The 24,684-nt window shown below is 59.1% G+C and carries 21 protein-coding genes; 16 read left to right on the plus strand and 5 right to left on the minus strand.

What is annotated here, in order from left to right; all coding sequences use genetic code 11:
- The first annotated feature begins 63 nt into the window (after nt 1-63).
- The 8 genes from cmoM (at nt 64) to G5229_RS09470 (ending at nt 10,101) form a co-directional block, all read left to right on the plus strand.
- Entirely contained in the window at nt 64-840 is a 777-nt protein-coding gene (cmoM, locus tag G5229_RS09435; RefSeq protein WP_031227571.1) for a tRNA uridine 5-oxyacetic acid(34) methyltransferase CmoM, read from the plus strand.
- A gap of 103 nt (nt 841-943) precedes the next feature.
- Nucleotides 944-2,278: a chromosome partition protein MukF gene (mukF, locus tag G5229_RS09440; RefSeq protein ID WP_421172332.1), complete on the plus strand. Its 1,335-nt coding sequence runs from the start codon at nt 944-946 to the stop codon at nt 2,276-2,278.
- Nucleotides 2,259-2,978, plus strand: coding sequence for a chromosome partition protein MukE (gene mukE, locus G5229_RS09445; RefSeq protein WP_005336835.1), 720 nt, complete (start codon nt 2,259-2,261; stop codon nt 2,976-2,978). Before mukF ends, mukE begins: the two co-directional genes overlap by 20 nt.
- A 3-nt stretch (nt 2,979-2,981) precedes the next feature.
- Nucleotides 2,982-7,409: a chromosome partition protein MukB gene (gene mukB / locus G5229_RS09450; RefSeq protein WP_421209001.1), complete on the plus strand. Its 4,428-nt coding sequence runs from the start codon at nt 2,982-2,984 to the stop codon at nt 7,407-7,409.
- 220 nt (nt 7,410-7,629) lie between these two features.
- Nucleotides 7,630-8,016, plus strand: a complete 387-nt coding sequence (locus tag G5229_RS09455; RefSeq protein ID WP_421209002.1) for a septal ring lytic transglycosylase RlpA family protein — start codon at nt 7,630-7,632, stop codon at nt 8,014-8,016.
- Between the two features lie 80 nt (nt 8,017-8,096).
- On the plus strand, nt 8,097-8,675 hold the full coding sequence (locus G5229_RS09460) for a hypothetical protein (RefSeq protein ID WP_156852723.1): 579 nt from the start codon (nt 8,097-8,099) through the stop codon (nt 8,673-8,675).
- Between the two features lie 42 nt (nt 8,676-8,717).
- A complete protein-coding gene (gene def, locus G5229_RS09465; protein ID WP_421209003.1) occupies nt 8,718-9,221 on the plus strand; it encodes a peptide deformylase in 504 nt (167 codons plus the stop codon).
- Nucleotides 9,222-9,270: 49 nt separating this feature from the next.
- Nucleotides 9,271-10,101 (plus strand): hypothetical protein, encoded by an 831-nt coding sequence (locus G5229_RS09470; protein ID WP_421209004.1) that lies wholly within the window; start codon nt 9,271-9,273, stop codon nt 10,099-10,101.
- A 77-nt stretch (nt 10,102-10,178) separates the two neighbouring features.
- Here G5229_RS09470 and G5229_RS09475 read toward each other — a convergent pair whose 3' ends face one another.
- Nucleotides 10,179-10,382, minus strand: coding sequence for a hypothetical protein (locus G5229_RS09475; RefSeq protein ID WP_033113256.1), 204 nt, complete (start codon nt 10,380-10,382; stop codon nt 10,179-10,181).
- 126 nt (nt 10,383-10,508) lie between these two features.
- Nucleotides 10,509-11,741: an esterase/lipase family protein gene (locus G5229_RS09480; RefSeq protein WP_421209005.1), complete on the minus strand. Its 1,233-nt coding sequence runs from the start codon at nt 11,739-11,741 to the stop codon at nt 10,509-10,511.
- A gap of 552 nt (nt 11,742-12,293) precedes the next feature.
- On the opposite strand from G5229_RS09480, the gene ygeW reads away from it, so the two are divergent.
- From ygeW to G5229_RS09515, 7 genes are all read left to right on the plus strand, one after another.
- Complete coding sequence (gene ygeW / locus G5229_RS09485) at nt 12,294-13,481, plus strand: knotted carbamoyltransferase YgeW (protein WP_033113254.1); 1,188 nt, start codon at nt 12,294-12,296, stop codon at nt 13,479-13,481.
- 156 nt (nt 13,482-13,637) lie between these two features.
- Nucleotides 13,638-14,837 carry a diaminopropionate ammonia-lyase gene (gene dpaL / locus G5229_RS09490; RefSeq protein ID WP_043850868.1) on the plus strand — a complete coding sequence of 400 codons (1,200 nt, stop codon included), beginning with the start codon at nt 13,638-13,640 and terminating at the stop codon, nt 14,835-14,837.
- Nucleotides 14,838-14,976: 139 nt separating this feature from the next.
- Nucleotides 14,977-16,194, plus strand: a complete 1,218-nt coding sequence (locus tag G5229_RS09495; RefSeq protein ID WP_033113252.1) for a YgeY family selenium metabolism-linked hydrolase — start codon at nt 14,977-14,979, stop codon at nt 16,192-16,194.
- 105 nt (nt 16,195-16,299) lie between these two features.
- Nucleotides 16,300-17,718, plus strand: a complete 1,419-nt coding sequence (gene hydA, locus G5229_RS09500) for a dihydropyrimidinase (RefSeq protein WP_421209063.1) — start codon at nt 16,300-16,302, stop codon at nt 17,716-17,718.
- A gap of 59 nt (nt 17,719-17,777) precedes the next feature.
- Entirely contained in the window at nt 17,778-18,710 is a 933-nt protein-coding gene (arcC, locus tag G5229_RS09505) for a carbamate kinase (protein WP_421209006.1), read from the plus strand.
- 193 nt (nt 18,711-18,903) lie between these two features.
- Nucleotides 18,904-19,827: a DMT family transporter gene (locus tag G5229_RS09510; protein ID WP_159158877.1), complete on the plus strand. Its 924-nt coding sequence runs from the start codon at nt 18,904-18,906 to the stop codon at nt 19,825-19,827.
- 160 nt (nt 19,828-19,987) lie between these two features.
- Nucleotides 19,988-21,073, plus strand: a complete 1,086-nt coding sequence (locus G5229_RS09515; protein WP_236322171.1) for a calcium/sodium antiporter — start codon at nt 19,988-19,990, stop codon at nt 21,071-21,073.
- A gap of 119 nt (nt 21,074-21,192) precedes the next feature.
- On the opposite strand, the gene yqeB is transcribed toward G5229_RS09515, so the two are convergent.
- Nucleotides 21,193-22,785, minus strand: a complete 1,593-nt coding sequence (gene yqeB / locus G5229_RS09520) for a selenium-dependent molybdenum cofactor biosynthesis protein YqeB (protein WP_421209007.1) — start codon at nt 22,783-22,785, stop codon at nt 21,193-21,195.
- 39 nt (nt 22,786-22,824) lie between these two features.
- On the minus strand, nt 22,825-23,661 hold the full coding sequence (gene yqeC / locus G5229_RS09525) for a selenium cofactor biosynthesis protein YqeC (RefSeq protein ID WP_201966318.1): 837 nt from the start codon (nt 23,659-23,661) through the stop codon (nt 22,825-22,827).
- A 4-nt stretch (nt 23,662-23,665) separates the two neighbouring features.
- On the opposite strand from yqeC, the gene mocA reads away from it, so the two are divergent.
- The gene (gene mocA / locus G5229_RS09530; RefSeq protein ID WP_128816469.1) at nt 23,666-24,325 is read left to right on the plus strand and encodes a molybdenum cofactor cytidylyltransferase; all 660 of its coding nucleotides are present in this window, start codon (nt 23,666-23,668) and stop codon (nt 24,323-24,325) included.
- A 109-nt stretch (nt 24,326-24,434) separates the two neighbouring features.
- Here mocA and G5229_RS09535 read toward each other — a convergent pair whose 3' ends face one another.
- A complete protein-coding gene (locus tag G5229_RS09535; RefSeq protein ID WP_421209008.1) occupies nt 24,435-24,662 on the minus strand; it encodes a hypothetical protein in 228 nt (75 codons plus the stop codon).
- Nucleotides 24,663-24,684 lie beyond the last annotated feature (22 nt).

Raw genomic sequence — 24,684 nt, forward strand, 5'->3', positions numbered from 1 at the left:
TGACAGAATACCTCTCTTTTTTGGGATGGCCACAACCCTGTGGCGCTAATGTTGAGTTTCTCCTTGAAGCACGATCAGAGTTTTGACGGGCGCGCCGACAAGTTCGCCCGCAACATTTACGACTCCACCAAGGGGCGCATCCGCACCACCATTGTCTGGAGCGACATCGAAGCCTGCCTGGCCCGCCTTGGCAACCGACCGCTGCGCATCCTCGATGCGGGGGGCGGTTTTGGCTATTTCGCCCAGAAGCTGGCGGCCATGGGCCATCAGGTGGAGCTGTGCGATCTGTCAGCAGAAATGCTGGAACTGGCCCGCAGCCAGATCGCCGAGAAGGGGCTGGAAGACAAAATCCGTCTCATCCATTGCCCCATTCAGGATCTGAAGCAACACGTGACCGGTACCTTTGATCTGGTGCTCTGCCATGCGGTGCTGGAGTGGCTTGCCGAGCCGCGCCAGACCTTGCTGGGTCTGTTCCCTTTCGTCAATGCCGGGGGCATACTGTCGCTGCTTTTCTACAACCGTCATGGTTTGCTGTTCCAGAGCCTGGTGGTGGGCAATTTTGACTATGTGCGCCTTGGCCTTCGCAAGAAGCGCCAGACAGCGCTTACGCCCACCAACCCCCAGTTGCCGGAGCAGGTCTATGACTGGATTGGTCGCGGGGGGCTGCGCATCATCGGCAAGACGGGGGTGCGGGTCATCCACGACTATATGCGTCACAAGCAGGATCAGGTGGAGAAGTTCGACGATCTGCTGGCCATGGAGCAGCAATATTGCCGTCAGGAGCCTTTTGTCGCCCTCGGCCGCTATATCCATGTGATGGCCCAGAAGCCGGCCAGCTGACTGCTCGCGGTTCACGTCAATAATGTGAACCATGTTTTCGATGCTACCGGATGTAGCCGCGCGCACGATTTTGCGCCCAATACAACAACGAGATGACAACATCATGATGAGTACATCCCGTACCCTGCCAGAGCGTTCTTTGCCGGAGCTAGTAGGGTGGGTCAGGCAGGAGGGGTTGGCGTTGAGCCTGCCAACCGACCGGCTGGCCTTTCTGATTGCAATCAAGACCCTGTCCGAAGATGAGTCGGATTTGTCGGAAGCGGCGCTGCACGACGCTTTTGGCTATGTCAGCAGCGCTTTTGGCCAGATGGACGAGACCCTCACCGGTCGCGCCAACAACGCCATCAACGATCTCATTCGCCAGCAGCTGCTGTCGCGTTTCAACACCGACATGGTGGCGGGGGAGAGCCTCTACCGCCTGTCGCGTCTGGGTGTGAGCATCGTCGACTTCTTTATGGATCAGCGTCAGGTCGACTCCATCAAGCTCTCCATCCTGCTTGAACACCTGGCCTCCGAGCTCGACACCGCCCGTAAGGCGGCGCTCGAGACCAACACTCGCGAGCAGTGGGATGCCGAGGTGCTGCCGCGCCTCACTTTCTCGCTGGAAGAGACCCTGGGGCGGATCGATCTCACCCAGCGCGCCATGGATGAGCAGCAGAATCAGGTCAAAAGCGAGATTGCGGCCCTGCTGACCCAGAACTGGGTCGATGCCATTCACAGCTGCGAAAAGCTGCTGCACGAGACCGGCCAGACCCTGCGTGAGCTGCAGGATACCCTGGATGCTGCCGGCCACCGCCTGCAGGCGGGGCTGCTCAATATTCAGGAGGCGGCGCAGGGGCGCGACGATCTGTTCCACGTCGAGGAGCTGACTCACGCCTTGCAAGGTCGCCTTGACATCATCACCAGCTGGGGTCAGCAGTGCATCGAGCTCTGGTCCCGCTACGATAGACACGTCCACAAATTTATCCGCAACGCCATCGATATGGACAAGAACCGCGCCTTCAGCCAGCGGCTGCGCGAGTCCATCCGCAACTTCGAGCAGCACAACTGGCAGCTGCGGGTGGCCGAAGAGCCCCGCCTGCTGGAGCTGCGCGACGAAACCATCGCCATCCACGACGAGGAGGTGACCGGTGAGGTGCCACTCGAGATGGAGTACGTCGAGATGGTGGACATCAACCAGGAGCTGGCTGAGCGCATCGAGCGTTATCTGGCCCGCTACCCCGAGCAGGGCCAGCAGCTGGACTTGGCCGATGTGCTGCGGGAATACCTGCTGGACTACCCGGCCCATGCCCACTTCGATGTGGCGCGTCTTCTGATCGACCAGGCCGTGCGCCTGGGCCATGCCAGCGGCGAGCGCGAACTGCATCGCCAACCCGCATGGAAACCCATTAACCAAGCTGGATCCAAGGTTCAGGCCTATGTCATTGATCAATTCTGAGTTTCCCTTGCCGCTGCGCCTTGCAGAGGCGATTGCCAACCCCTTGTTTCCGCGCATCGACACCGCCTTGCGCTCCGGCCGCCACATTAGTGCCGACGAGTTCGAGCAGCATTCGGCGCTGGTCGAGTATCACAGCGAGCTGGAGATCTTCTACGGCCGCTATCAGGTGGAGCTGATCAAGGCGCCGGAAGGCTTCTTCTACCTGCGTCCGCGCCCGAGCTCCGACATCGGCACCACTGTGCTCTCCGAGCTCGATATGCTGGTGGGCAAGGTGCTCTGCTACCTCTACCTGAGCCCGGATCGTCTCGCCTCGGAAGGGGTGTTCGCCATGGCCGAGCTGCAGGAAGAGGTGCTGAGCCTCGCCGACGAGAAGCAGCTGCTGCGGATGGTCAACAGCCGCTCCGGCGGTACCGATCTCGACAAGAAGAAGTTGCTCGAAAAGATCCGTACCTCCATGCGCCGTCTGCGCCGCCTTGGCATGATCACCGCCCTTGGTAACGGGGATAAATTCCGGGTCAACGAATCGGTGTTCCGTTTCGCCGCCGACGTGCGTTCCGATGAAGATCCGCGCGCCGTTCAGCTGCGGATGATCCAGGAGGGTGAAGCCATCTTCCACGACGATGAAATGCCGAGCAGCGACTCGCTCTTTGATGACATCGAGGCGGATCTCGATGAAGAACAACTGGATCTGGAGGTATAACCGGTGCGAGGCAAGTTCAAATCCCTGACCATGGTCAACTGGAACGGCTTCTTTGCCCGGACCTTCGATCTCGACCAGCTGGTCACCACCCTTTCCGGCGGCAACGGCGCGGGCAAGTCCACCACCATGGCGGCCTTTATCGCGGCGCTCATCCCCGACCAGTCACTGCTCCATTTCCGCAATACCACGGAAGCGGGATCGAGCAGCGCCTCCCGTGACAAGGGGCTCTACGGCAAGCTGCAGCGCGGCCACTGCTATTCCCTGCTGGAAGTGATGAACAGCCGCGAACAGCGGATCTGGGTCGGCGTGCACCTCGAGCAGGTGGCCAACCGTGACAACAAGGTCAACATCACTCCGTTTGCGCTGGTGGATGTGCCGGAGAATCTGGCGCCGACCGATCTGCTGCTGGAGAAGCTTGATGGCGGCAAGGGGCGGGTGCGCGCCTTTACCGACCTGAAAGGAGCGGCCGCCGAGCTGGGGGCGCTGAAAGTCGCCAAATTCAATACGGTGACCGACTATCACAACTTCATGTTCGAGTTCGGCATCACCCCGAAGAAGCTGCGCGATCAAAAAGATCGCGGCAAGTTCTATCGCCTGATCGAGGCTTCCCTCTACGGCGGCATCTCCTCGTCCATCAGCCGTTCCCTGCGCGAATACCTGCTGCCGGAGAACTCCGGGGTGCGCAAGGCGTTTGCAGACATGGAGGCGGCCATCTATGAAAACCGCCGCACGCTGGAAGCGATCAAGGAGACGCAAGGGCAGCGGGATCTGTTCAAGAACCTGATCACCGAGACCACCCACTATGTGGCCGCCGACTATGTGCGCAACGCCGCCGAGAAGAGCCGTCTCTCCGAGCTGGCCCTCAAGGCGCGCCAGGAGCTGGCCGACAAGCGCCGCATTCTGGCCGAAGAGAAACAGCGCGCCATCTATCTGGCCGACGAGGTGGAGCAGCTCACCAACCGCGAAAAATTGCTGACCGACGAGCTGGAGTCTGCCTCCGAGCATCTGGCCAAGGTGATGGCGGCCGTCAGCTTGCAGAAGAAGATCGAGATGTATCGCGCCGATCTGGCGGATCTCTCTGACAAACTCGAGCAGCAGCAGGCGGTAGTGGAAGAGATCCACGGCCAGCTGCTGGAAGTGGAAGAGCGCAAGGAGCTGGCGCAGGCAGAAGTCGACAGCCTCAAGACCCAGCTGGCCGACTACCAGCAGGCGCTCGATATCCAGCAGACCCGCGCCATCCAGTACCGTCAGGCGGTGCAGGCCCTCGATGCTGCCCGCGAGCAGTGCGAGCTGCCGGGGCTGAGCGCCGAACAGGCGAGCGACACCCTGCACCAGTTCCGCGCAGCCGAGCAGAGCCTCACCAGCCGGGTGCTGGGGGCCGAGCAACAGCTGGCACTGGCCAAGGCGGCAGTGGCCGAGCACGAAGCGGCGCTGGCGCTGCTGCTCAGCATCGCGCCGGAAACAGTGCGCGAGGCCGCCTGGCCTACCGCGCAGGCGCTGCTCAAGCGTCACATCGAAGACAAGGCTCGCATCGCGCAGGGGCAGGGGCTGCGCGCCGCGCTGGCTCGCCTCGAGAAAGAGAGCGAAAGCCAGAAGAGCCTCTTCAAGCTGCGTGACGAGCTGCAGCAGGCCTCTGGCCAGCTTATCGCCAGCAGCGACGAGCTGGAGATCTTCCTCGAAGCCCAGCGCACCCGTCAGGAGGAGCTCTCCGAACAGCAGGCGGAGGTGAACCAGCGCCGCGCCAGCCTCGAGCATCAGGGCACCCAGCTGGGCCGTGATATTGCGGAGCTCACCAAGCTGGCGCCACGCTGGCTCAAATCCTTTGAAAAGCTCGAGCAGCTGCGCGAGCAGAGCGGCCTGCCGCTTGCCACCGCCGAAGAGCTTTCGGCCGGTATGCAGACTGTGCTCGACAAGGAGCGCGAGTTCGAGCAGGAGAGCAATCGCATCGCGGCGCAGAAACAGGCGCTGGAGCTGCAAATTCGCAACCTGCAGCTGGGAGCCGGCGAGGCGGATCCCCGTCTTGCCCGCATTGCCGAGCAAGTGGGGGGCGTGCTGCTCTCCGACGTCTATGACGATATCTCCATCGACGATGCCCCTTACTACTCGGCGCTCTACGGCCCGGCTCGCAGCGCTTTGGTGGTGCTCGACCTTGAGGGCGCCATCGAGCGGCTGAAAAAGCTGGAAGATTGCCCGGAGGATATCTACCTGATTCAGGGCAACCCCGACTCCTTTGACGAGGATCTGGTGGAAGCGGACGAGCTGGGGGATGCCGTGCTGGTGCGCACCAGCAAGCGTCAGGTGCGCTTCTCCCGCTACCCCGAGCTGCCGCTGTTTGGTCGCGCCGCGCGGGAAAAACGGATCGAGCAGCTCGACCTTGAGCGTGAAGGGCTGATCGAGGGCTACGCCAAGGCCGCGTTTGAGCAGCAGAAGTATCACCGTCTCTACGGTCACTTCCGCGACTTTATCGGTCAGCATCTGGATATCGCCTTCCGCCCCGACCCCGAAGCCGAAGTGCAGGCCAAACAGGCCGAACTGCGCGCGCTGCAAGGTGCCATCGGTGAGTGCGACAAGCAGCTGGCCGAGGCCAAAGCGGCCGCCGCCCAGCTGACCCGCCATATCCAGCTGGTGCAGGGCATGCTGCCGTTTGCCCACCTGTTTGCCGAGACTGATCTGGCGGCCCGCCTCGAGGCGGCTCACGCCGATGTGGAAGCCCTGAAACAGGCCGAAGCCTTTATCGCCAAACACGGCAAGTCGCTGGAAAAACTGGAATCCATGGTGCAGGTGCTGCGTCAGGATCCGCAGGATCTGGCTGCGCTGCAGGCTGCCTATGATGAGGTGAGCGACCTGCTGGCCGAGCAGAAACGCCGTTGCTACGCCCTCGATCAGCTGGTCGCCCGTCTGCCGCACTTTGCCTATCAGGATGCACAAGACCTGCTGGGCAAGGCCTCCGAGATGAGCGAGCGACTCAAAGAGAAGCTGAAAGCGGCTGAGCTGGCGGCCCGTACCGCTGGCGAGCAGCACAAGCAGATTGCCCAGCGCCACACCGAGGCGTTGCAGCTGCGCACTGCGCTCAACTCCAGCGTCGAGGCCAAGCGCCAGACCCTGACCGAGTTCGAGCAGGAGCTGGCGGCCATGGGGCTGACCCTCTCTGACGATATGGAAGAGAAGGCGCGCGCCCACAAGAAAGAGATCGAAGAGCTGCTGATCCGCACCCGTTCCCGTCGCACCAGCGCCGAGGCCCAGTTGCAGGTAACCAAGCGCGAGATCGAATCCCTTGGCGGTCGTCTCAAGCTCGAAGGCAAGGATTACTACAGCGCCCGTAAATCTCTGGTGGGTCACAAGGCGAGCTGGTCACGGGTGGTGCGTCTGGCGCGGGAGACCGATGTCGAGAAGCGCCTCAACAAGCGTGAACTGGCCTACCTCGACAGCGACGAGCTGCGCTCCATGTCGGACAAGGCCCTCGGCGCCCTGCGGGTGGCGGTGGCCCACGACGAGGCCCTGCGCGATGCGCTGCGACTGTCGGAGGGCAACCGCAGCACCGAGCAGAAGGTCGCCTTCTATGTGCAGGTCTACCGCTACCTCAAGGATCGCATTCGCAACGACATCATCCGCTCCGATGATCCGGTCGAGGCGATCGAAGAGATGGAGATCGAGCTGGCCCGTCTGGCTGACGAGCTCAAGCAGCGGGAAACCCATCTGTCGCTCTCCTCCCACGAGGTGGCGGCCAAGATCACCAACATCATCCGCCGCGAGCAGAACCGCATCCGGGTGCTCAACCAGGGCTTGCAGAACATCGCCTTCGGTCTGGTGCGCGGGGTGCGCCTCAACGTCAATATCCGCGAGGCCCATACCCGACTGCTGACGGCGCTGGCCGATCAAACCGCCATGCACAACGATCTGTTCGCCGACAAGGAGCTCAGCTTCTCCGAGGCGATGGCCAAGCTGTTCCAGCGCCTCAATCCGCAGATCGAGCAGGGGGATCGCAGCTATCAGGTGATGGGTGACGTGCTGCTCGACTATCGCAACTACCTGGAGCTGGAGATTGAGGTGCAGCGCGGGGCCGATGGCTGGCTGCGTGCCGAGAGCGGTGCGCTTTCCACCGGTGAGGCGATCGGTACCGGTCAGGCCATCCTCTTGATGGTACTGATCAGCTGGGAGGAGGAGTCCCGCCGTCTGCGCGGCAAGGATATCGCCCCGTGCCGTCTGTTGTTCCTCGACGAAGCGGCCCGTCTGGATGGCAAATCCATCGCCACCCTGTTCGAGCTGTGCGAGCGGCAGGATATGCAGCTGCTTATCGCGGCGCCGGAGAACATCAGCCCCGAGAAGGGCACGACCTACAAGCTCATCCGCAAGGTGCAGGGCAAGCACGAACACGTGCATGTGGTGGGTCTGCGGGGCTTCGGCTTCGCCGACGACAAGCTGATTGCCTGAAAAGTCTCTGGCCCATCCGACACGGGATGACCGGTAACTAGTTGAAAGGGAGGCATTTGCCTCCCTTTTTACATGGAAGATATGGCAAAGTAGCCGCACCATCGCTGCGGCCTGACAATAAGGCGAGAAGTTGCTTGCGAACATGCCGCCAGTGTCACCGGCTGCATCGAAGATGCAAAAATAGCGCAGAGTGGAAAGAAGAAGAGAGGAGAGGGGAAAGGTGCAACATATCCAGAAAGGGCTGCTGTTATCTCTTTGTCTGCTGTTGGCGGCCTGTAGCAGCCGTTATGACGAGAGCCACGGCGGCAGCTGGCGCGGCTATAGCGAAACCGGCTATGCCAGCTATTATGCCGACCGCTATCACGGCAAAAAGACCGCCAGCGGCGAGCTCTATCGCAACAATCTCAATAGCGCCGCCCATATGGAATTGCCCTTTGGTTCCATGGTGCGGGTCACCAACCTCGCCAACGGCAAGAGCGTAGTGGTCAAGGTCAATGATCGCGGCGCCTTTAAAAGCGGGCGTATTATCGATCTCTCCAAATCAGCCTTCGGCTCCATCGCCAATATTCGCGAAGGTGTTATCAAGGTCAAGGTTGAGGTGCTGTAAGGGAACTCCTGGCGTCAAAGTTGATGTATTGAAATGTTGAGAGAAACGAATAGTAATTTTTCAGAGGGTGATTGAGTGTAATGAGTACAACCGATGTGGTTAGCACTATTGTGACAGTTATATCTCCATTTATTGGTGCAGCCTGTGGCGTCTATGTAGTACCAATAATAGAGAGAATGAAAAATAAATCTGCTATTTCACAACTTTTATCCAACTATAAAGAAGAGTTGAAAGACATTGAAATACAGACTAAGAATCTATCTGTTGATTTATATGCCTCTCATTTAACACTGGAAAAGTATAAGTCTGGTGAAAGTAATTATGCTATGTTTTATGGGTTGAATACTATAGAGGTTTATTTTTTAAATGATGTACTTAAAACAGCATACTCACGGCTCAGCTTTGATGAACGTAAGGCAATCAAAGCATTGATTTCTCTTATCAAAGAGTTTAATGAGATTAATAATCAGCTGGTTAACTTAATCTCTAGCAAAAATAAAAGTTCACTGGATTTTAAAAGATCCATTAAATATACGGCAAGTATCTATTGGATTTGCAACAAGTTGAACAATACATCCACTTTTAAGTATTCAGAAGGCCATAATAATCAAGTGGAGCTAAATAAAGCACTTGAAGCATTGAATATCCCTCCTTTATAAGGTGAGGATTGACACAGTTCGTGTACATTTTGGAGAGTAATTATGGCGATTTTGAATATTTTGACGGCTCCCGATCCCAGGTTGAGGATAAAGGCCGAGCGAGTTGAGGATATCGCTGCCGTACAGGGGCTGATCGATGACATGCTGGCAACCCTGTATGCGACGGAAAACGGGATTGGTTTGGCCGCGACTCAAGTCGGGCGTAAAGAGGCCGTCGTTATTATCGACTTGTCCGAGAGCAGGGATCAGCCGCTGGTTTTGATTAATCCACAAGTGATAAGCGGTACTGAAAAGGTGCTTGGACAAGAGGGCTGTCTCTCCGTGCCGGATTACTACGCGGATGTTGAGCGTTACAGCTCGGTGGTGGTATCTGCACTGGATCGAAAAGGCAATCCGATCACCATCGAAAGCAGCGATTTTTTGGCCATTGTCATGCAGCATGAAATTGATCATCTGGATGGCAACTTGTTCATTGATTACCTGTCACCGCTCAAGCGGCAGATGGCACTCAAACGAGTTAAAAAATTTCTGAAGTCCGCCAGCTAATGTTTGCAGATAGTGGCTGGCCGTTTTAGTTATGTGGAGAGCAGGCAGAATGAAAGTGGCAAGGTGGAATGTCAGGGCGCTGTTTGGCCGCAATAGCAAAGGAGGGCAGGGGCGTTATGGCTTATGTGCTGCGTTGCTGCTGGGAACATTGTGGGTAGCTCTCCCCGTATCAGCCGACGAAGAGCAGCTGCCGGCCGAATATCGCCCTTTTGTGCAGCAGTTGGTCGATGCGGCAGAAGCCCGGGATCATCAGGCCCTTGCCAACCAGATGAAGTACCCCTTCAAGCAGGAGTATCCCATTCCCGCCATCAAAACCCCGGCGGAGATGCTGACCCGTTTTGACGAGGTATTTGATGACGCCATTTTAACAAGCATCGCTACCTCCCGGGTCGGGCAGGATTGGCAGGCTATGGGCTGGCGCGGCATCATGCTGGGCAGTGGTGAGGTCTGGATGGATTTTGATGGCAAGGTCATCGGTATCAATCATCAGACGGCGCAGGCGGCCAAATTGAAAGCCGAGCTTATCGCCAGGCAGAAAAGCGGTCTGCATCCCAGTGTACGAGAGTACAAGAGCCCCGCGTTGATGTGGCAGACCGAGAAATTTATCATCCGCATCGACGAATTGGACGATGGCCACTATCGCTATGCCTCCTGGGCCAGGGGCAAGACGCTCGCCGACAAGCCGGATCTGGTGCTGAAAAATGGCACCGTCAGGGTGGAGGGGACGGGGGGCAATCATACCTATCTGTTCACGAGCGGCCCCTATCGCTACGAGTGCGTCGTCACCGTACTGGGTGAACGAGGCGTGCCACCGGGTGAGCTGGTGGTCTATAAAGATGACGTCGAGATAGTGCACCAACCGGTGATCAAGGTGCTGTGACAGCAAATCCACATAAAGAGAGATCAAAGAGCGGCCAGGTGCCGCTCTTTTGCTTGCGCTAACTGACAGATGATTCGCTAGCTTTGCGGCACCCTGACCCCTTTATCGAGATAGAGGCTGCTGTAGTTGGCCCTGTGGGTGACAAACATCACCTGATGGCGGCTACCGTCGGAGAGGATAAGGAAATCGCCCGCCTGGGCAGGGCTTTGCAAGGAGACCTCCTGCTCGGGGGCGGTCAGGCGGTCGACATCATCTTTGAAGGTGAGGGTGTAAGAGAACATATGGCGCTCCACTGCTGGCTCATATCAAACACTGCCTCCAAGGCTAGTTGCTGCGAGCACAGCATGCGGCGCCCGATTGGCGCTGTTCGACCAAATTTCTGAAACGGCATGCAAAGAGAAGCGGGATCACCTGGCATCGTCAAGCCAGTCCAGCAGTTGTGCACCGACCTCCGGGCTGCCGAGCAGGGCCATATGAGTGGTGCGATAGGCGATCAGGGTATGTTCGGGAGGAAAGTCGAGTTGATGTGCGCGCTCCCGGTGCAGGCCCAGCGCACTGCGCAGGGGGACCAGTCCATCGCCAATCAGCCGCTCTGCCAGCAGGGTGCGTTTGGCGGATGTGGTGCCGGCGATGGCAAAGCAGGCTACGCCGCTTGGAAGCGGGAGCGGTTGGCGGGGATCGCGCCCTATGGTGCGCTCCTTGTTATGACGGGAGGCATCGATGACCTTGCCATGGCGAAGATCCCGAATGCCCTTACTGCGTATGCGGGTCAGCTTCACAAAGGGCATGCTGTAAGGGGTGACTGGCAGCAGTTGCTCCAGCCAGTGGCCAGCGGATTCGAGCGGCGCGCCGTGGTGCGGGGTGCCAAGAAAGATCAGATGCCGCAGTCGCTTGAGCCAGCGCAGTGAGTGGATTTGGGCGTAATGGCAGGCACTTCGGATAACCAGTCCCCCCATGCTGTAGGCCAGCACGCTGAGCTGCTTGATGGCCCCCGGCCATCGGTCACACAGATCCTCCAGCTGCAGCGCCAGCGCCTGCCCGTTGCTGGCAATGGAGAGACCCGAGTTGTAGCGCAGATAGAGAGGCAGATAGCCAAGCGCCCTGGCCACCGCTTCGCCATGGTTGACGGACTTCCCCTGATAGCTGGTTTGCCACTGCAAGTCGTTCATGCAGAGGCCATGGATCATCAGCAGCACTCGCCCCGTGTGGGGAAGGTCGGCTGGCATGGTCTGCCAATCGAGCGGCTTGCCCTGATAGCGCAGAGTCATCGGGGTGGCGAGGGCGTTTTGCTGCTCGACCAGCTTGTCCCCCAGCACGCCATTGAGGGTGGCAAGCAGAGCAGCGCGCTTGGGCGTCTCTGCCACAGAATGTTGCGTCGGGAGTGGCAGGCGGGCCAGCAGGCCATTGATACCACTGCCGAGGCTATTGGCGGCCCCGTGAACTCCCTTGTAAATAAGCCCGGTGAGCCCCGTTGTTTTACCCTTGTCCCGTCCCTTAATACCCATACCGCCCAGCACCGCCTGATGCACAGCTTCCGTTATCTGCACGGTAGCGGGCAGTGCCTGGGTCAGCAGTTGCGCCAGCTCGCGGATATCCGAAAGCTGCCAGGAGGAGGGCGACTTGTCAGCGGCATCGGTCATAAGCACTCCTTGCTGTGGTGGATAAAGTGGCCGGAGCCATGCTGCGAATGGTCTGCAGGCCAAACCAGCTTGCTCCCTTTGGCCTGTGTTTACCAGTCTCGGAAAGGCGCTCGGGTATTCGGACAGATGTGGCATATATGGCTCAATGCCCTTTGCAAGGCTGCAGAGAGGAGGCCGTCACCTCCCGGCTGCTTATCATAATGATAAAGTTGGTCTGCTTTATATCATTTCAGCCCCGAGCGATGCGTCCGGATGATAATTATCTCTACCGTGACTCGGTTTTATCACCCCATAGGTATGTGGTCGCAGCAGGATAAATTCAGTGCGCGCATTACCTCATCAGCCAAATAGGGCTAATCGCTACTATTTTTGTGGCGCTCATCACATACTTTTGCCATTTTTTATTATTCCACAGCAAATCTTTACCTTGGCACGCTTATTGATTGCCCTATATCGACGCTAACCGATGAGCTCACCCATAACCGGGATGCTGGTGACATCGTGAGTGAAAGGGGAGCTATCCATATCTCATCCAACGAATTGGGGCGAACGATGAAAGCAGTGAACGAGTTAATCAAAGAGATCAAAGCACTCAAATCCAACCTGCATGAAAAAGATTTTCTGCTGACCTGGGAGCAAACACCTCAGGAGCTTGAACTGGTATTGAAACTGGCCGAATCCCTCAAGACACTGCGTGCCGAAAATATTGCTACCAAACTGTTTAACAGCGGGCTCGGTATCTCGGTTTTCCGCGATAACTCCACCCGAACCCGCTTCTCTTATGCCTCTGCACTGAACCTGCTCGGTCTGGCCCAACAGGATCTGGATGAGGGCAAATCCCAGATCGCCCACGGTGAAACCGTCCGTGAAACCGCCAATATGATCTCCTTCTGCGCCGATGCCATCGGTATCCGCGATGACATGTATCTGGGGGCCGGTAACGCCTATATGCGTGAAGTGGGCGCCGCACTGGACGAAGGGTTCGAGAAGGGGGTGCTGCCCCAGCGTCCGGCACTGGTCAACCTGCAGTGCGACATTGATCACCCGACCCAGTCTATGGCTGATCTCGCCTGGTTGCAGGAGCACTTCGGCAGCCTGGAAAACCTCAAGGGCAAGAAGATTGCGATGACTTGGGCTTACTCCCCGAGCTACGGCAAGCCGCTCTCCGTGCCGCAGGGCATCATCGGCCTGATGACCCGCTTTGGTATGGATGTGACCCTGGCCCACCCGGAAGGGTATGACCTGATCCCGGACGTGATCGAAGTGGCCAAGGAGAATGCCAAGGCATCCGGCGGCAGCTTCCGCCAGGTCACCTCCATGGAAGAGGCCTTCAAGGATGCCGATATCGTCTATCCCAAGTCCTGGGCCCCCTACAAGGTGATGGAGCAGCGTACCGAACTGCTGCGTGCCAATGACCACGCCGGCCTCAAGGAGCTGGAGAAACACTGCCTTGAGCAGAACGCCAAGCATAAGGATTGGCACTGCACCGAAGAGATGATGAAGCTCACCAAGGGTGGCGAAGCGCTCTATATGCACTGCCTCCCGGCCGATATTTCCGGTGTCTCCTGTAAAGAGGGCGAAGTAACCGAAGGGGTATTCGAGAAATATCGTATCGCCACTTATAAAGAGGCGAGCTGGAAGCCCTATATTATCGCCGCCATGATCATGGCCCGTAAATTCTCCGCCCCGGGAGAGACCCTCGAAACGCTGCTGAAAGAGGCCCAGAAGCGGGTTAAATAAATAGCGTTGGCTGAAATAAATAAAAGAAATGGCAGGGGTAATCATTCCCCTGCCTGCTACAACAGCGGAATTGTCGTGAGTTTTCTCCCCGTGGTATCTGAATATCGGATTTCCCGGTGAGATGGCTCCCGACCCCATAATCTGGATGAGGTACGCATGTCCCAATTTTCTCTGAAGATGGATATTGCCGATAACCGTTTTTTTACCGGTGAACCATCTCCCCTGTTTTCTCGCGCCGAAGCACAAAAGGCCCGTGCCTTTCATAAAAAACTGGCCGGTTATGAACCGACACCCCTGTGCGACCTGAAAGATCTGGCCGCCTATATCGGAGTAAAAAATATTCTGGTCAAGGATGAGTCAAAACGCTTTGGTCTCAATGCCTTCAAAATGCTGGGTGGCGTCTACGCCATTGCCAACCTGCTCTGTGAAAAATACGGGGTGGCAGTCGAGGATTTCTCCTTCGATCTCATCAAGCGCACCATCAAGGAGCCGATGACCTTTGCCACCACCACAGATGGCAACCACGGTCGCGGCGTCGCCTGGGCCGCCAAGCAGGTGGGTCAGCATGCGGTGGTCTACATGCCCAAGGGCTCTGCCCAGGAGCGGGTTGACCACATTCTCAATCTAGGTGCCGAGTGCATTGTCACCGATATGAACTATGACGACACCGTGCGCCTGACCATGAAGATGGCCGAAGAGCGCGGCTGGCACATAGTGCAGGACACCGCCTGGGAGGGCTACACCAAGATCCCGACCTGGATCATGCAGGGTTACTCCACTCTGGCCGACGAAGCGGTCGAGCAGATGCAGGATATGGGCATCAAGCAGCCCACCCACGTGCTGCTGCAGGCCGGGGTAGGGGCGCTGGCGGGCGGCGTGCTCGGTTATCTCGTGGACTGCTTCGGGGCGAAAAACCTGCACAGCATCGTGGTCGAGCCGGATCAGGCCGACTGCATCTACCGCTCCGGCGTGGCGGGGGAGATGGTCAACGTGGGGGGCGACATGCGCACCATCATGGCCGGTCTCGCCTGCGGCGAACCCAATCCGCTCGGCTGGCCGCTGCTCAGGGGCTGCACCACCCAGTTCATCTCCTGCCACGACAAGGTGTCGGCACTGGGCATGAGAGTGCTTGGCAACCCTCTTGGCAATGACCCCCGCATCATCTCCGGTGAGTCCGGCTCGGTCGGTACCGGCGTACTGGCGGCAGTGCGTCACCACCCGGATCGCGCGGCGCTGATGGAACGTCTGGGGCTGGATAGCAACTCGGTGGTACTCATCATCAACACCGAAGGGGACACCGATGTGAAGCACTACCGGGAAGTGGTGTGGGAAGGCAAACATCCTGCCTGCGATTAACCCCGGCTGTGAGTAATCCCTGCGAGAGCAGAGAGACGAATTGAAGCATTGATCGCGCCTCGCCAACGGGGCGCGGTAACGGGCACAGGGCGCTGCCGACGAACAGGCCGCGCACTCTCAGTTGTTATGGAGAATCACAATGAGCAAGCAAATTCCGTTTGAAATGGTGTTGGAGAAGGCCTACCAGTACAAGGCCGAGATGAGTCAGTTCCTGCGCGACATGATTGCCATCCCGAGCGAGAGCTGCGATGAAGAGCGCGTCGTGCTGCGCATCAAGCAGGAGATGGAGAAGGTTGGCTTTGACAAGGTCGAGATCGATCCCATGGGCAACGTGCTGGGCTATATCGGCCACGGCCCGCACCTGATCGCCATGGATGCCCACATCGATACCGTGGGCGTCGGCAACATGGCCAACTGGAAGTTCGACCCCTATGAGGGGATGGAAGATCACGAGATCATTGGTGGTCGTGGCGCATCTGACCAAGAAGGTGGCATGGCCTCCATGGTTTATGCGGGCAAGATCATCAAGGATCTGGGGCTGGAAGATCAGTACACCCTGCTGGTGACCGGCACCGTACAGGAGGAGGATTGCGATGGCCTCTGCTGGCAGTACATCATCGAGCAGAGCAAGATCCGCCCCGAGTTCGTGGTCAGTACCGAACCCACCGACTGCCAGATCTACCGTGGCCAGCGTGGCCGCATGGAGATCCGCATCGATGTGCAGGGGGTCAGCTGCCACGGCTCCGCACCGGAGCGCGGTGACAACGCCATCTTCAAGATGGGCCCCATCCTTGGCGAGCTGCAAGAGCTCAGCCACAACCTCGGCAATGACGACTTCCTCGGCAAGGGCACCCTGACCGTCTCCGAGATCTTCTTCACTTCGCCGAGCCGCTGCGCCGTGGCGGATAGCTGCGCCGTCTCCATCGACCGCCGCCTCACCTGGGGCGAGACTTGGCAAGGTGCGCTCGACGAGATCCGCGCCCTGCCTGCGGTGAAAGCCGCCGGTGCCGAGGTCTCCATGTACCAATACGACCGTCCGGCCTACACCGGTCTGGTCTATCCGACCGAGTGCTACTTCCCGACCTGGAAGGTGGAAGAGGATCACATCACCGTCAAAACCCTCTCCAAGGCGTATCGCGAGCTGTTCAACAAGGAGCCGGTGGTGGACAAGTGGACCTTCTCGACCAACGGGGTCTCCATCATGGGTCGCCACGGTATTCCGGTCATCGGTTTTGGCCCGGGTAAAGAGCCGGAGGCCCACGCCCCGAACGAGAAGACCTGGAAAGAGCATCTGGTCAAGTGCGCCGCCATGTACGCCGTGATCCCCATGCTCTATCTGGCCGAGCTGGACAAGTAAGGGGTCTGCCGGGTGGTGACTCTCATCACCGCTCGGCTGTTGCAAGTGCCCCGTCTCCATTGAGGCGGGGCTTTGCTGTTTGAAGTGATGTTCGAGGTGGTGGGGATGAAACGGCTGATCAAAAACGGTGTGCTGGTCGATGCACAGGGTGAATATCGTCAGGATCTGCTGATCGATAACGGGGTGATCCGCGCGCGGGCCACCGCTATCCAGCCCGATGGCGAGACCGACGTGATCGATGCCAGCGGCTGTTATGTGATGCCGGGTGGCATCGACGTCCATACCCACTTCAACATCGATGTCGGCATTGCCCGCAGTTGCGATGACTTTTTCAGCGGTACCCGTGCTGCCGCCTGTGGTGGCACCACCACCATCGTCGATCACATGGGATTTGGCCCGGCGGGGTGCAATCTGCATCACCAGCTGGCCCGCTATCACGACTATGCCGCCGAGCAGGCGGTGGTCGATTACAGCTTTCACGGCGTTGTCCAGCATGTGGATGACGCCATCCTCCACGAGATGGCCGCCATGGTGCAGGAGGAGGGGATTAGCAGCTTCAAGCTCTATCTCACCTACCAGTACAAGCTGGGGGATCACGACGTGCTGCGCGCCCTGGCCCGCCTCAAGGAGGTGGGGGCGCTCGCCACCGTCCATCCCGAGAACGATGCCGCCATCGCGGCGCGCCGTGCGGCCCTATTGGCCGCCGGTCACCATGAACCCTGGTATCACCCGCAAAGCCGCCCGCTGGAGTGCGAGGCGGAGGCGATCGCCCGGATGATCAATCTGGCGGGGCTCGCTGGCAATGCGCCGCTCTATATCGTCCACCTCTCCAACGGCTTGGGGCTGGAGTATCTGAAACTGGCGCGTCGTCAGGGGCAGCCTGTCTGGGTGGAGACCTGCCCGCAATATCTGCTGCTCGATGAGCAGTGTTATTACAAGGAGAACGGGGTCGACTATCTGTTGAGCCCGCCGCTGCGCTCACGCCGCGAGCAGGACAAGCTGTGGGTCGGCATCGCAGCTGGCGATATCGACACCGTCGCGACCGATCACTGCAACTTCTCCCACGCCCAGCGCATGACCCTCTCGGGGGGCGATTTCAGCCGCTGCCCCAACGGCTTGCCCGGGGTCGAAAACCGGATGCTGCTGCTGTTTGCCCACGGGGTATTGGGCGGGCGCATCTCGCCGTCCCGCTTCGTGGCCCTCACCAGCGCCAACCCGGCGCGCCTGTTTGGCCTCTGGCCGCGCAAGGGCAATCTGCAAGCGGGGTCTGACGCCGATCTGGTGATCATGGATCCCCGCGGTGACACCGTGATTTCTCACCCACTGCTGCACGACAATGGCGACTACAGCCCCTACGAGGGGATGCATTGTCCCGGCCAGATCAGGATGACCCTCAGTCGCGGCGAGATAGTCGCTCGCGATGGCGAGTTTCTGGGACGGCGTGGTCATGGCCGCTTTCTGGCCAGAGCACCCTTTGATCCACTGCTGGGCGAAGCGGTCAGAGAACAGCAATTAGCACAGTGATAGACAGAACAACCGAGCCGGTATGACACCGGCCCACCCTTATCATCGGAGAGCACAAGATGAAACAGCGTATCGTACTGGCCCTGGGGGGCAATGCTCTGGGCAATAACCTGCCCGAGCAGATGAAGGCGGTGCAGAGCACGGCGGGCACCATCGCCGACCTGATCGCCCAGGGGCATGAGGTGGTGGTGACCCACGGCAACGGGCCGCAGGTGGGGATGATTCAGCAGGCGTTCGAGGTGGCGGCTCGCCACGAGCCCAAATCCCCCCATCTGCCCATGTCGGTCTGCGTGGCCCTGAGTCAGGGTTATATCGGTTATGACCTGCAAAATGCCCTGCGTGAAGCCCTGCTGGAACGCGGCATCCACAAGCCGGTTGCCACGCTGGTGACCCAGGTTGAGGTGGATAAAAACGATCCCGCCTTCCTTGACCCGAGCAAGCCCATCGGCGGCTTCTTCAGCAAGGAGGAGGCCGAGGCGCTGATGACCAAGGGCGAGCGGCTCAAAGAGGATGCCGGCCGTGGCTATCGCAGAGTGGTCGCATCTCCCAAACCCGTAGATATCATCGAGAAAGAGACCGTCTCTGCCATGCTGGCCGCCGGTCAGGTGGTGATCACCGTCGGTGGCGGCGGCATTCCGGTGCTGCGCGAGGGCAATCACCTGCGCGGTGCCAGTGCGGTGATCGACAAGGATTGGGCCAGTGCGAGGCTGGCTGAACTGATTGATGCCGACATGCTGATCATCCTTACCGCGGTAGAGAAAGTCGCCATCAATTTCGGCAAACCCGATGTGCAGTGGCTCGATACCCTGAGCGTGGCCGATGCCAACAGCTTTATTGCACAGGGACAGTTTGCCAAGGGCTCCATGTTGCCCAAAGTGGAGGCGGCGCTCTCGTTTGCCACATCTCTGCCGGGGCGAAAATCCCTCATCACCCTGCTGGAAAAGGCAGCCGAGGGGATCGCTGGCAAGACCGGTACCGTGATCAGCCTGTAGCGTGCAACGCGATGACGGGGTGATAGACAGGGGGCCTTGGCCCCCTGATGTTTTTGGCTCGGGCGCTACTGTTGCTGAGGTCGATTTCCCATAGATCGTGGGCAGCCTGCCAGCACAGGGGTAAGATAGCCACCCCGATAAGGGTTGGCCCATCGGAACAAAAGGCGAAAGGCAGAGCTATGCGTGGTGAGAGATGAGTGGAAAGATCAATATGGCGGCGTTGGTGGGATTGATCCTGCTCACCGCCATCTGGAGTTACAGCTGGATCGTGATGAAGCAGGTGATGCTCTACGCGGGGGCCTTCGAGTTCACCGCCCTGCGCTGCCTGTGCGGGTCTCTGGTTCTGCTGCTGGTACTGGCCCTGCGCGGGCGGCGTTATCTCAAACCCACCCCGTTTCGCTATACCCTCGCCATCGCCCTGTTCCAGACCTGCGGCATGGTGGGGTTGGCCCAGTGGGCGCTGATCAGCGGCGGGGCGGGCAAGGTGGCTATTCTGAGCTACACCATGCCGTTCTGGGTGGTGATCTTCGCGGCGCTCTTTCTCGGCGAGCGGATGCGCAAGCTACATTATCTGGCGGTCGGGGTGGCCGCCTGCGGGCTGCTGCTGGTGATCCAGCCCTGGTTGCTGCATCTTGAGTCCCTCAAGAGTGCGCTGTTGGCGATCCTCTCCGGCATCAGCTGGGGGATCAGCGCCATCATCGCCAAACGGATGTATGCCCGCCATCCTGGGGTGGATCTGATGTCCCTCACCACCTGGCAGATGATCTACGCCACCCTGGTGATGACGCTGGTGGCCGCGCTGGTGCCGGAGCGCCCCATCGACTGGCAGCCCTACGTGATGGGGGCGCTGGCCTATAGCGCTATTTTTGCCACCGCCATTGCCTGGAGTCTCTGGCTGTTTGTGTTGAAAAAACTGCCGGCGGGTATCGCCAGTCTTAGTACCCTGGCGGTGCCGGTGAGCGGCGTGCTGCTCTCCTGGTGGCTGCTGGGCGAAAATCCGGGGCCGGTGGAGGGGAGCGGCATTGCCCTTATCGTGCTGGCGCTTCTCGTCATCAGCCGCAAGGGCAAGCGCTCTGTGGTGTCGGTGGCGGGGGAAACCCGTATCAAGCACGGTTGAGTGGTGACTGAGCTGCCAGTGCTACGATAAACGGCACTCAAAAGAGCCCGCGACAGGGGACCAGCCCCTAGTTACAATGGCGTGGTCTGACTGTGCTGGAGCACAGGTATCTGATTTATTGTGATTATTTCAACGAACCTAACGGCAAGGATGAGACCGTATGATGACGCTGGTGTGGTTGGCTGTAGGCCTGGTGTGTCTGGTTGTGGGGGCCGAATCTCTGGTGCGGGGCGCATCTCGCCTCGCCACCATGATGGGGATATCGCCACTGGTGGTGGGATTGACCATAGTGGCCTTTGGGACCAGTGCTCCCGAGCTGGCGGTGAGCATCCAGTCTGGCCTCGAGGGGCAGGCAGGGATAGCGGTGGGGAACGTGGTCGGCAGCAATATTTTCAACGTGCTGTTTATTTTAGGTATTTCGGCACTGATCGTACCGTTGACCGTCTCCCAGCAACTGGTACGTCTCGACGTTCCCTTGATGATAGTGGTCTCTTTTCTGGTGTTGTTGCTGGGCTACGATGGCCGTATTGCGCCACTGGAAGGGGCGCTGCTGTTTGCCAGCATCATCGCCTACACCGGGTTTCTCTTTGTCCAGAGTCGACGGGAAAACAAAGCGGTGCAGGCGGAGTACGAGCAGGAGTTTGGTACCCGTGAAGCGAGTACGGCGGGCAACTGGTTGCGCAATCTGCTCTTTATTGCCGCAGGTCTGGGTCTGCTGATCCTCGGCTCCCGCCTGCTGGTTGGCAGTGCAGTGGAGATTGCCCACTACTTCGGGGTGAGCGATCTGATCATCGGCTTGACCATAGTGGCGGCCGGTACCTCCTTGCCCGAAGTGGTGACCTCCATCGTCGCAGCCCTGCGCGGGGAGCGGGATATCGCTGTGGGGAACGTGGTGGGCAGCAATATCTTCAATATCCTCTGCGTGCTGGGGCTCACCTCCATCGTCACTCCCGGTGGGCTTGAAGTGTCGGCCACCGCCCTTCAGTTCGATATTCCGGTAATGATTGCGGTGGCGCTTGCCTGCCTGCCCATCTTCTTTACCGGTTACACCATCGCCCGCTGGGAAGGGGCGCTGTTTCTGGCCTACTACATCGGCTACACCTGCTGGCTGATCCTCCACGCCACATCCAGTCCGCTGCAAGGTCAGTTCAGTGCAGCGCTAACCGGTTTTGTGTTGCCGCTCACCGCCATCACTCTGGTTGTGCTGGCGGTGCGAGCCTGGCGATTGCAACGAACCCGGTCGTGATGCAGGTTCTCCTGATGTAAAGGCTCTGCATCAACCGACAGGCGGAAAAAAGCCCCACCATCATGGTGGGGCTTTTGCTTGGTGCTGAACCTGGTGCTGAAGAGGGACGCGAAGAGCCGTTATCTGCGCTGGGCCAGATGCATCATGGCTTCCAGCACGGCGCCGCCGATGGCGCGTGCCTTGTCCGATACCGTAGTGGCGTCGGCCCGCTCGCCTCTGGGGTCGATGTCACCGATCTTGAAGCCGACGGTCACCTCGATGCCATCGCTGAGCAGCCCCCGCACCATACCGGAGAGTGGCGCGATAATGGGGGTATCCCCTACATGGGCGATCACATCTCCCTCCTGCACCAGATCACCGAGCTTGATCAGGCTCTTCATCACACCGGGGGCGGGGGCGCGCACCACCCGGCGGGCGGAGTGCCCCTCTATCACCCCGGGAATGCCGGTGTTGGGCTGGGCGGGGCCCTGATAGATAACCCGGCCCAGATGGTGACCGCGGTTGGTCTCAATGACCGCATCGCAGTCGCGCCCCGCCTCAAAGCCCGGGCCAAGGGCTACCGTAATGGGGGCCATCTCCTTGTGGGTGCCGAGATTCTGCTTGGCGAGGATGGCATCCACCAGATAGCGGGGTTTGAGCTCGGCGAGGGTGGCACAGTCAGGGTCAACCAGTAGCGGAATGACGCCCCGATCCAGCTGCTCGAACGCCTGTTCGACGCTCTCGACCCGCTTGGCACGCACTCCCTCGACCCTTGTTTCGCCGTCGAACATCCCCTGAGCGAAGGCGACGGTGCGGCGGATCACCGTGGGCTTGTCGAGATCCAGCATCACCACCTTGAAGCCGGCATTGTGCAGGCGCAGCGCCACCCCGGTTGCGATATCGCCGGAGCCGCGCATCACCACCAGCTGATCCCGCTTGAGGCGCACATCATCCTGCATCAGACCGCCTGCCTTGCCGTTTTTCACCTGCAACAACTCGGCGAGAATGCTGATGGCGATCTCCTCGGGGGTCTCGGCGCCGATGTTGTAGCCGATGGGGGCGTGCAGTTGCTGCAGTTGCTCCTGGCTCACCCCTTGCTGGCGCAGCGCCTGGGTGAAGGTCTGCACCTTGCGCTTGCTGGCGAGCAGCCCCAGATAGGCGAGGGGACGGCTGATGAGCCGATCCAGCGCCTCCTTGTCCTGATGGTTGGTGGCGATGATGACGAAGTTGGCGGGCTCGATGGCCAGTTTCTCGATCACCGCGCTGATGGTATCGGCCTGTTTGAGATGGGTGCCGACGGGGAAGTGATCGGGGTTGAGGCTCCCTTCAAAACAGTCGCCCACATGGATATCAAAACCCAGTGGCGCCGCAGCATGGGCCAGCGCCCGGTTGACGTGACCGGCACCAATGAGCACCAGCCGGGGGCGCAGGCCATAGACATCGATATAGACCGACATGGCTCCACCGCAATCCGACCCGACCGCATGCTCACCGTTGCGTGCCATCCGGCCGTGGAAGATGCGCGGCTTGCGCTCGGCAATGGCGGCCATCGCTTCCTCGATCACCAGCCGCTCGATCATGCCGCCGCCGATGGTACCGAGGATCTGGCCATCTGCCATTACCAGCATCTGGGCCTGATGGCGCGGGGTGGAGCCCCGGCTCTCGATGATCTGGGCCATGGCAAACGGCGTGTTCTCCTGTTCCAGTCGGGCTGCGTGTGCAAACAGATTCATAAGGTACCTCTTTTCATCCTTAAAACGTCAGGGGTGAGGCTAAAGCGCCTCCCCGTGCGGAGCTGTGCAGATCAGGTGACGGATGGGGGGGGATTCGCGCACGGCCCCCTGCCAGATGGCGTGGATCTCGGGGTGGCGGCTCTGCAGCTTTATCAATTCCGCCAGCCACGACGCCTCATTTTGATAATCGCCATTGATAAACCAGATCCGGCGCGCCCCGGGCGGGGTGCCCTTGAACACCCCCTCGGGGTGGGAGATCAGCCTGTCAAACAGTGCCCAGTCAAGTGGCTCACCCGCCGCAATCCCGCACAGGGCCTGCAATTCAGCCCAGCGGTGGATCTGCGCCGGTTCGGCATTGGCTCCCACCATGGCGCCGCCCAGCAGGGCGATCACCCAGTCACTCTGGTGTGGAATGCAAGGTTCGTGCAAAGCGGGCACTTTCAATAACTTGTGATGGGCGCCATCCGCTTCGACCAGGATGAGATCGAAGCGCTGCTGTCCTTTGAGCAGGTCGATTTGGCGCAGATCCGGCCCTGCAACCTTGCCGGTGCGCTCGTCAAGATGGCTGAACAGGGCAACCAGGGTCGGGCCATCCGGCAGAGCCTGACAGCGGGTAAGTTGACGAACGGGATCCGTCTCGATAATCAATTCCCGATAGTGTGACGGGGCTGGCAGAAACATCCGGGTGGTGGTGGTAATTAGCACCCTTTTACCCTGCTTATAAAAATATTCCGCCAGCCAGAACAGGGTGCTGGTTTTTCCGCCGGCACCACAAAGGCTAATTAGCGTGGTATGGTTGTCACTATTTTCAAGCAGTGGATTTAAAAGCGAACCAATATCCGGAAACGCGTGAATAACAGAGTGTGGCAAGGACATGGCAATGACCGAAATAAATAGCGAGGTGAATGAAAAGGTGCAGGCTCGGGGGCGTGAACAGTGTGACTGTATAATTACCGCAGCAGGTTTGTCATCCCGCATGGGGGCATGGAAAATGATGCTACCTTATGGCTCGGGGACAATTCTTGATGCAAGTCTCAAAAATGCCCTGGCCTTCTGCTCCCGGATTATTTTGGTCGTGGGTCATCGCGGGGCCGAACTCGCTGCCTGTTATGGGAATCGCCCCGACATTCTCATCGTCCATAACCCTGACTATGAGTTGGGGCTGGGCAGTTCCATCCGCTGCGCTCTGGCGGCCAGCAATGCTGACTACCTCTTTATCAGCCACGGGGATCTGCCCTGTATCCCGTGCGAGGTCTATCAGCAGTTGTGGCAGGCGCGCGGAGAGCTCGCCCTGTTCCCGAGCTTTGAGGGGGAGGCGGGTCATCCGGTCTTGCTGCCAAAATCCCTCGCAAGGGAGCTGGCTGCCGCGCCGGCACAGGGTTCGGTGCGCCGCTGGTTGCTGCAACGTCCCCATCGCACCATACCGGTCGAGAGTCCTGCCATCCTCTTTGATATCGATACCCCCGAGCGCTATCAGGCGCTGATCCGTGGCGAACTGGAGCTGCGTTCTGCCGACGAGTTTACGACCGAGCAGGGCTGAGTCGCATCGTTGGGGCCCACCTCCCTCTGCGTGCAATGGCAGCCAGCGGGGCGGTAACGCCGAGTCATCTCGCAGCCTTTGGATAAACCGAAATAGCGACGACTGCCTTTTATATAGCAGTGACTTTTAAGCCAGCCCCGGCCATATTGGCCGGGGTTTGCTTGCGATAATGCTGGATGATTTTTACCCTATCAAAGTGATATTTATCGCTGCCGATTTGATACTTTTCATTTTTCTCTGGCATTGCCTTGAATAAAATATCAAGTGAGTGAGAACCACTCTCATTAATCATAATGGCGACATGCCAAACCGCCTTCATTAATTCGAGCCATCTCACGCTTTTACCCTAAAAAATAGTT

Origin of the sequence: Aeromonas sp. 602396 (assembly GCF_049173735.1) — a bacterium.
Taxonomy (GTDB): domain Bacteria; phylum Pseudomonadota; class Gammaproteobacteria; order Enterobacterales; family Aeromonadaceae; genus Aeromonas; species Aeromonas veronii_A.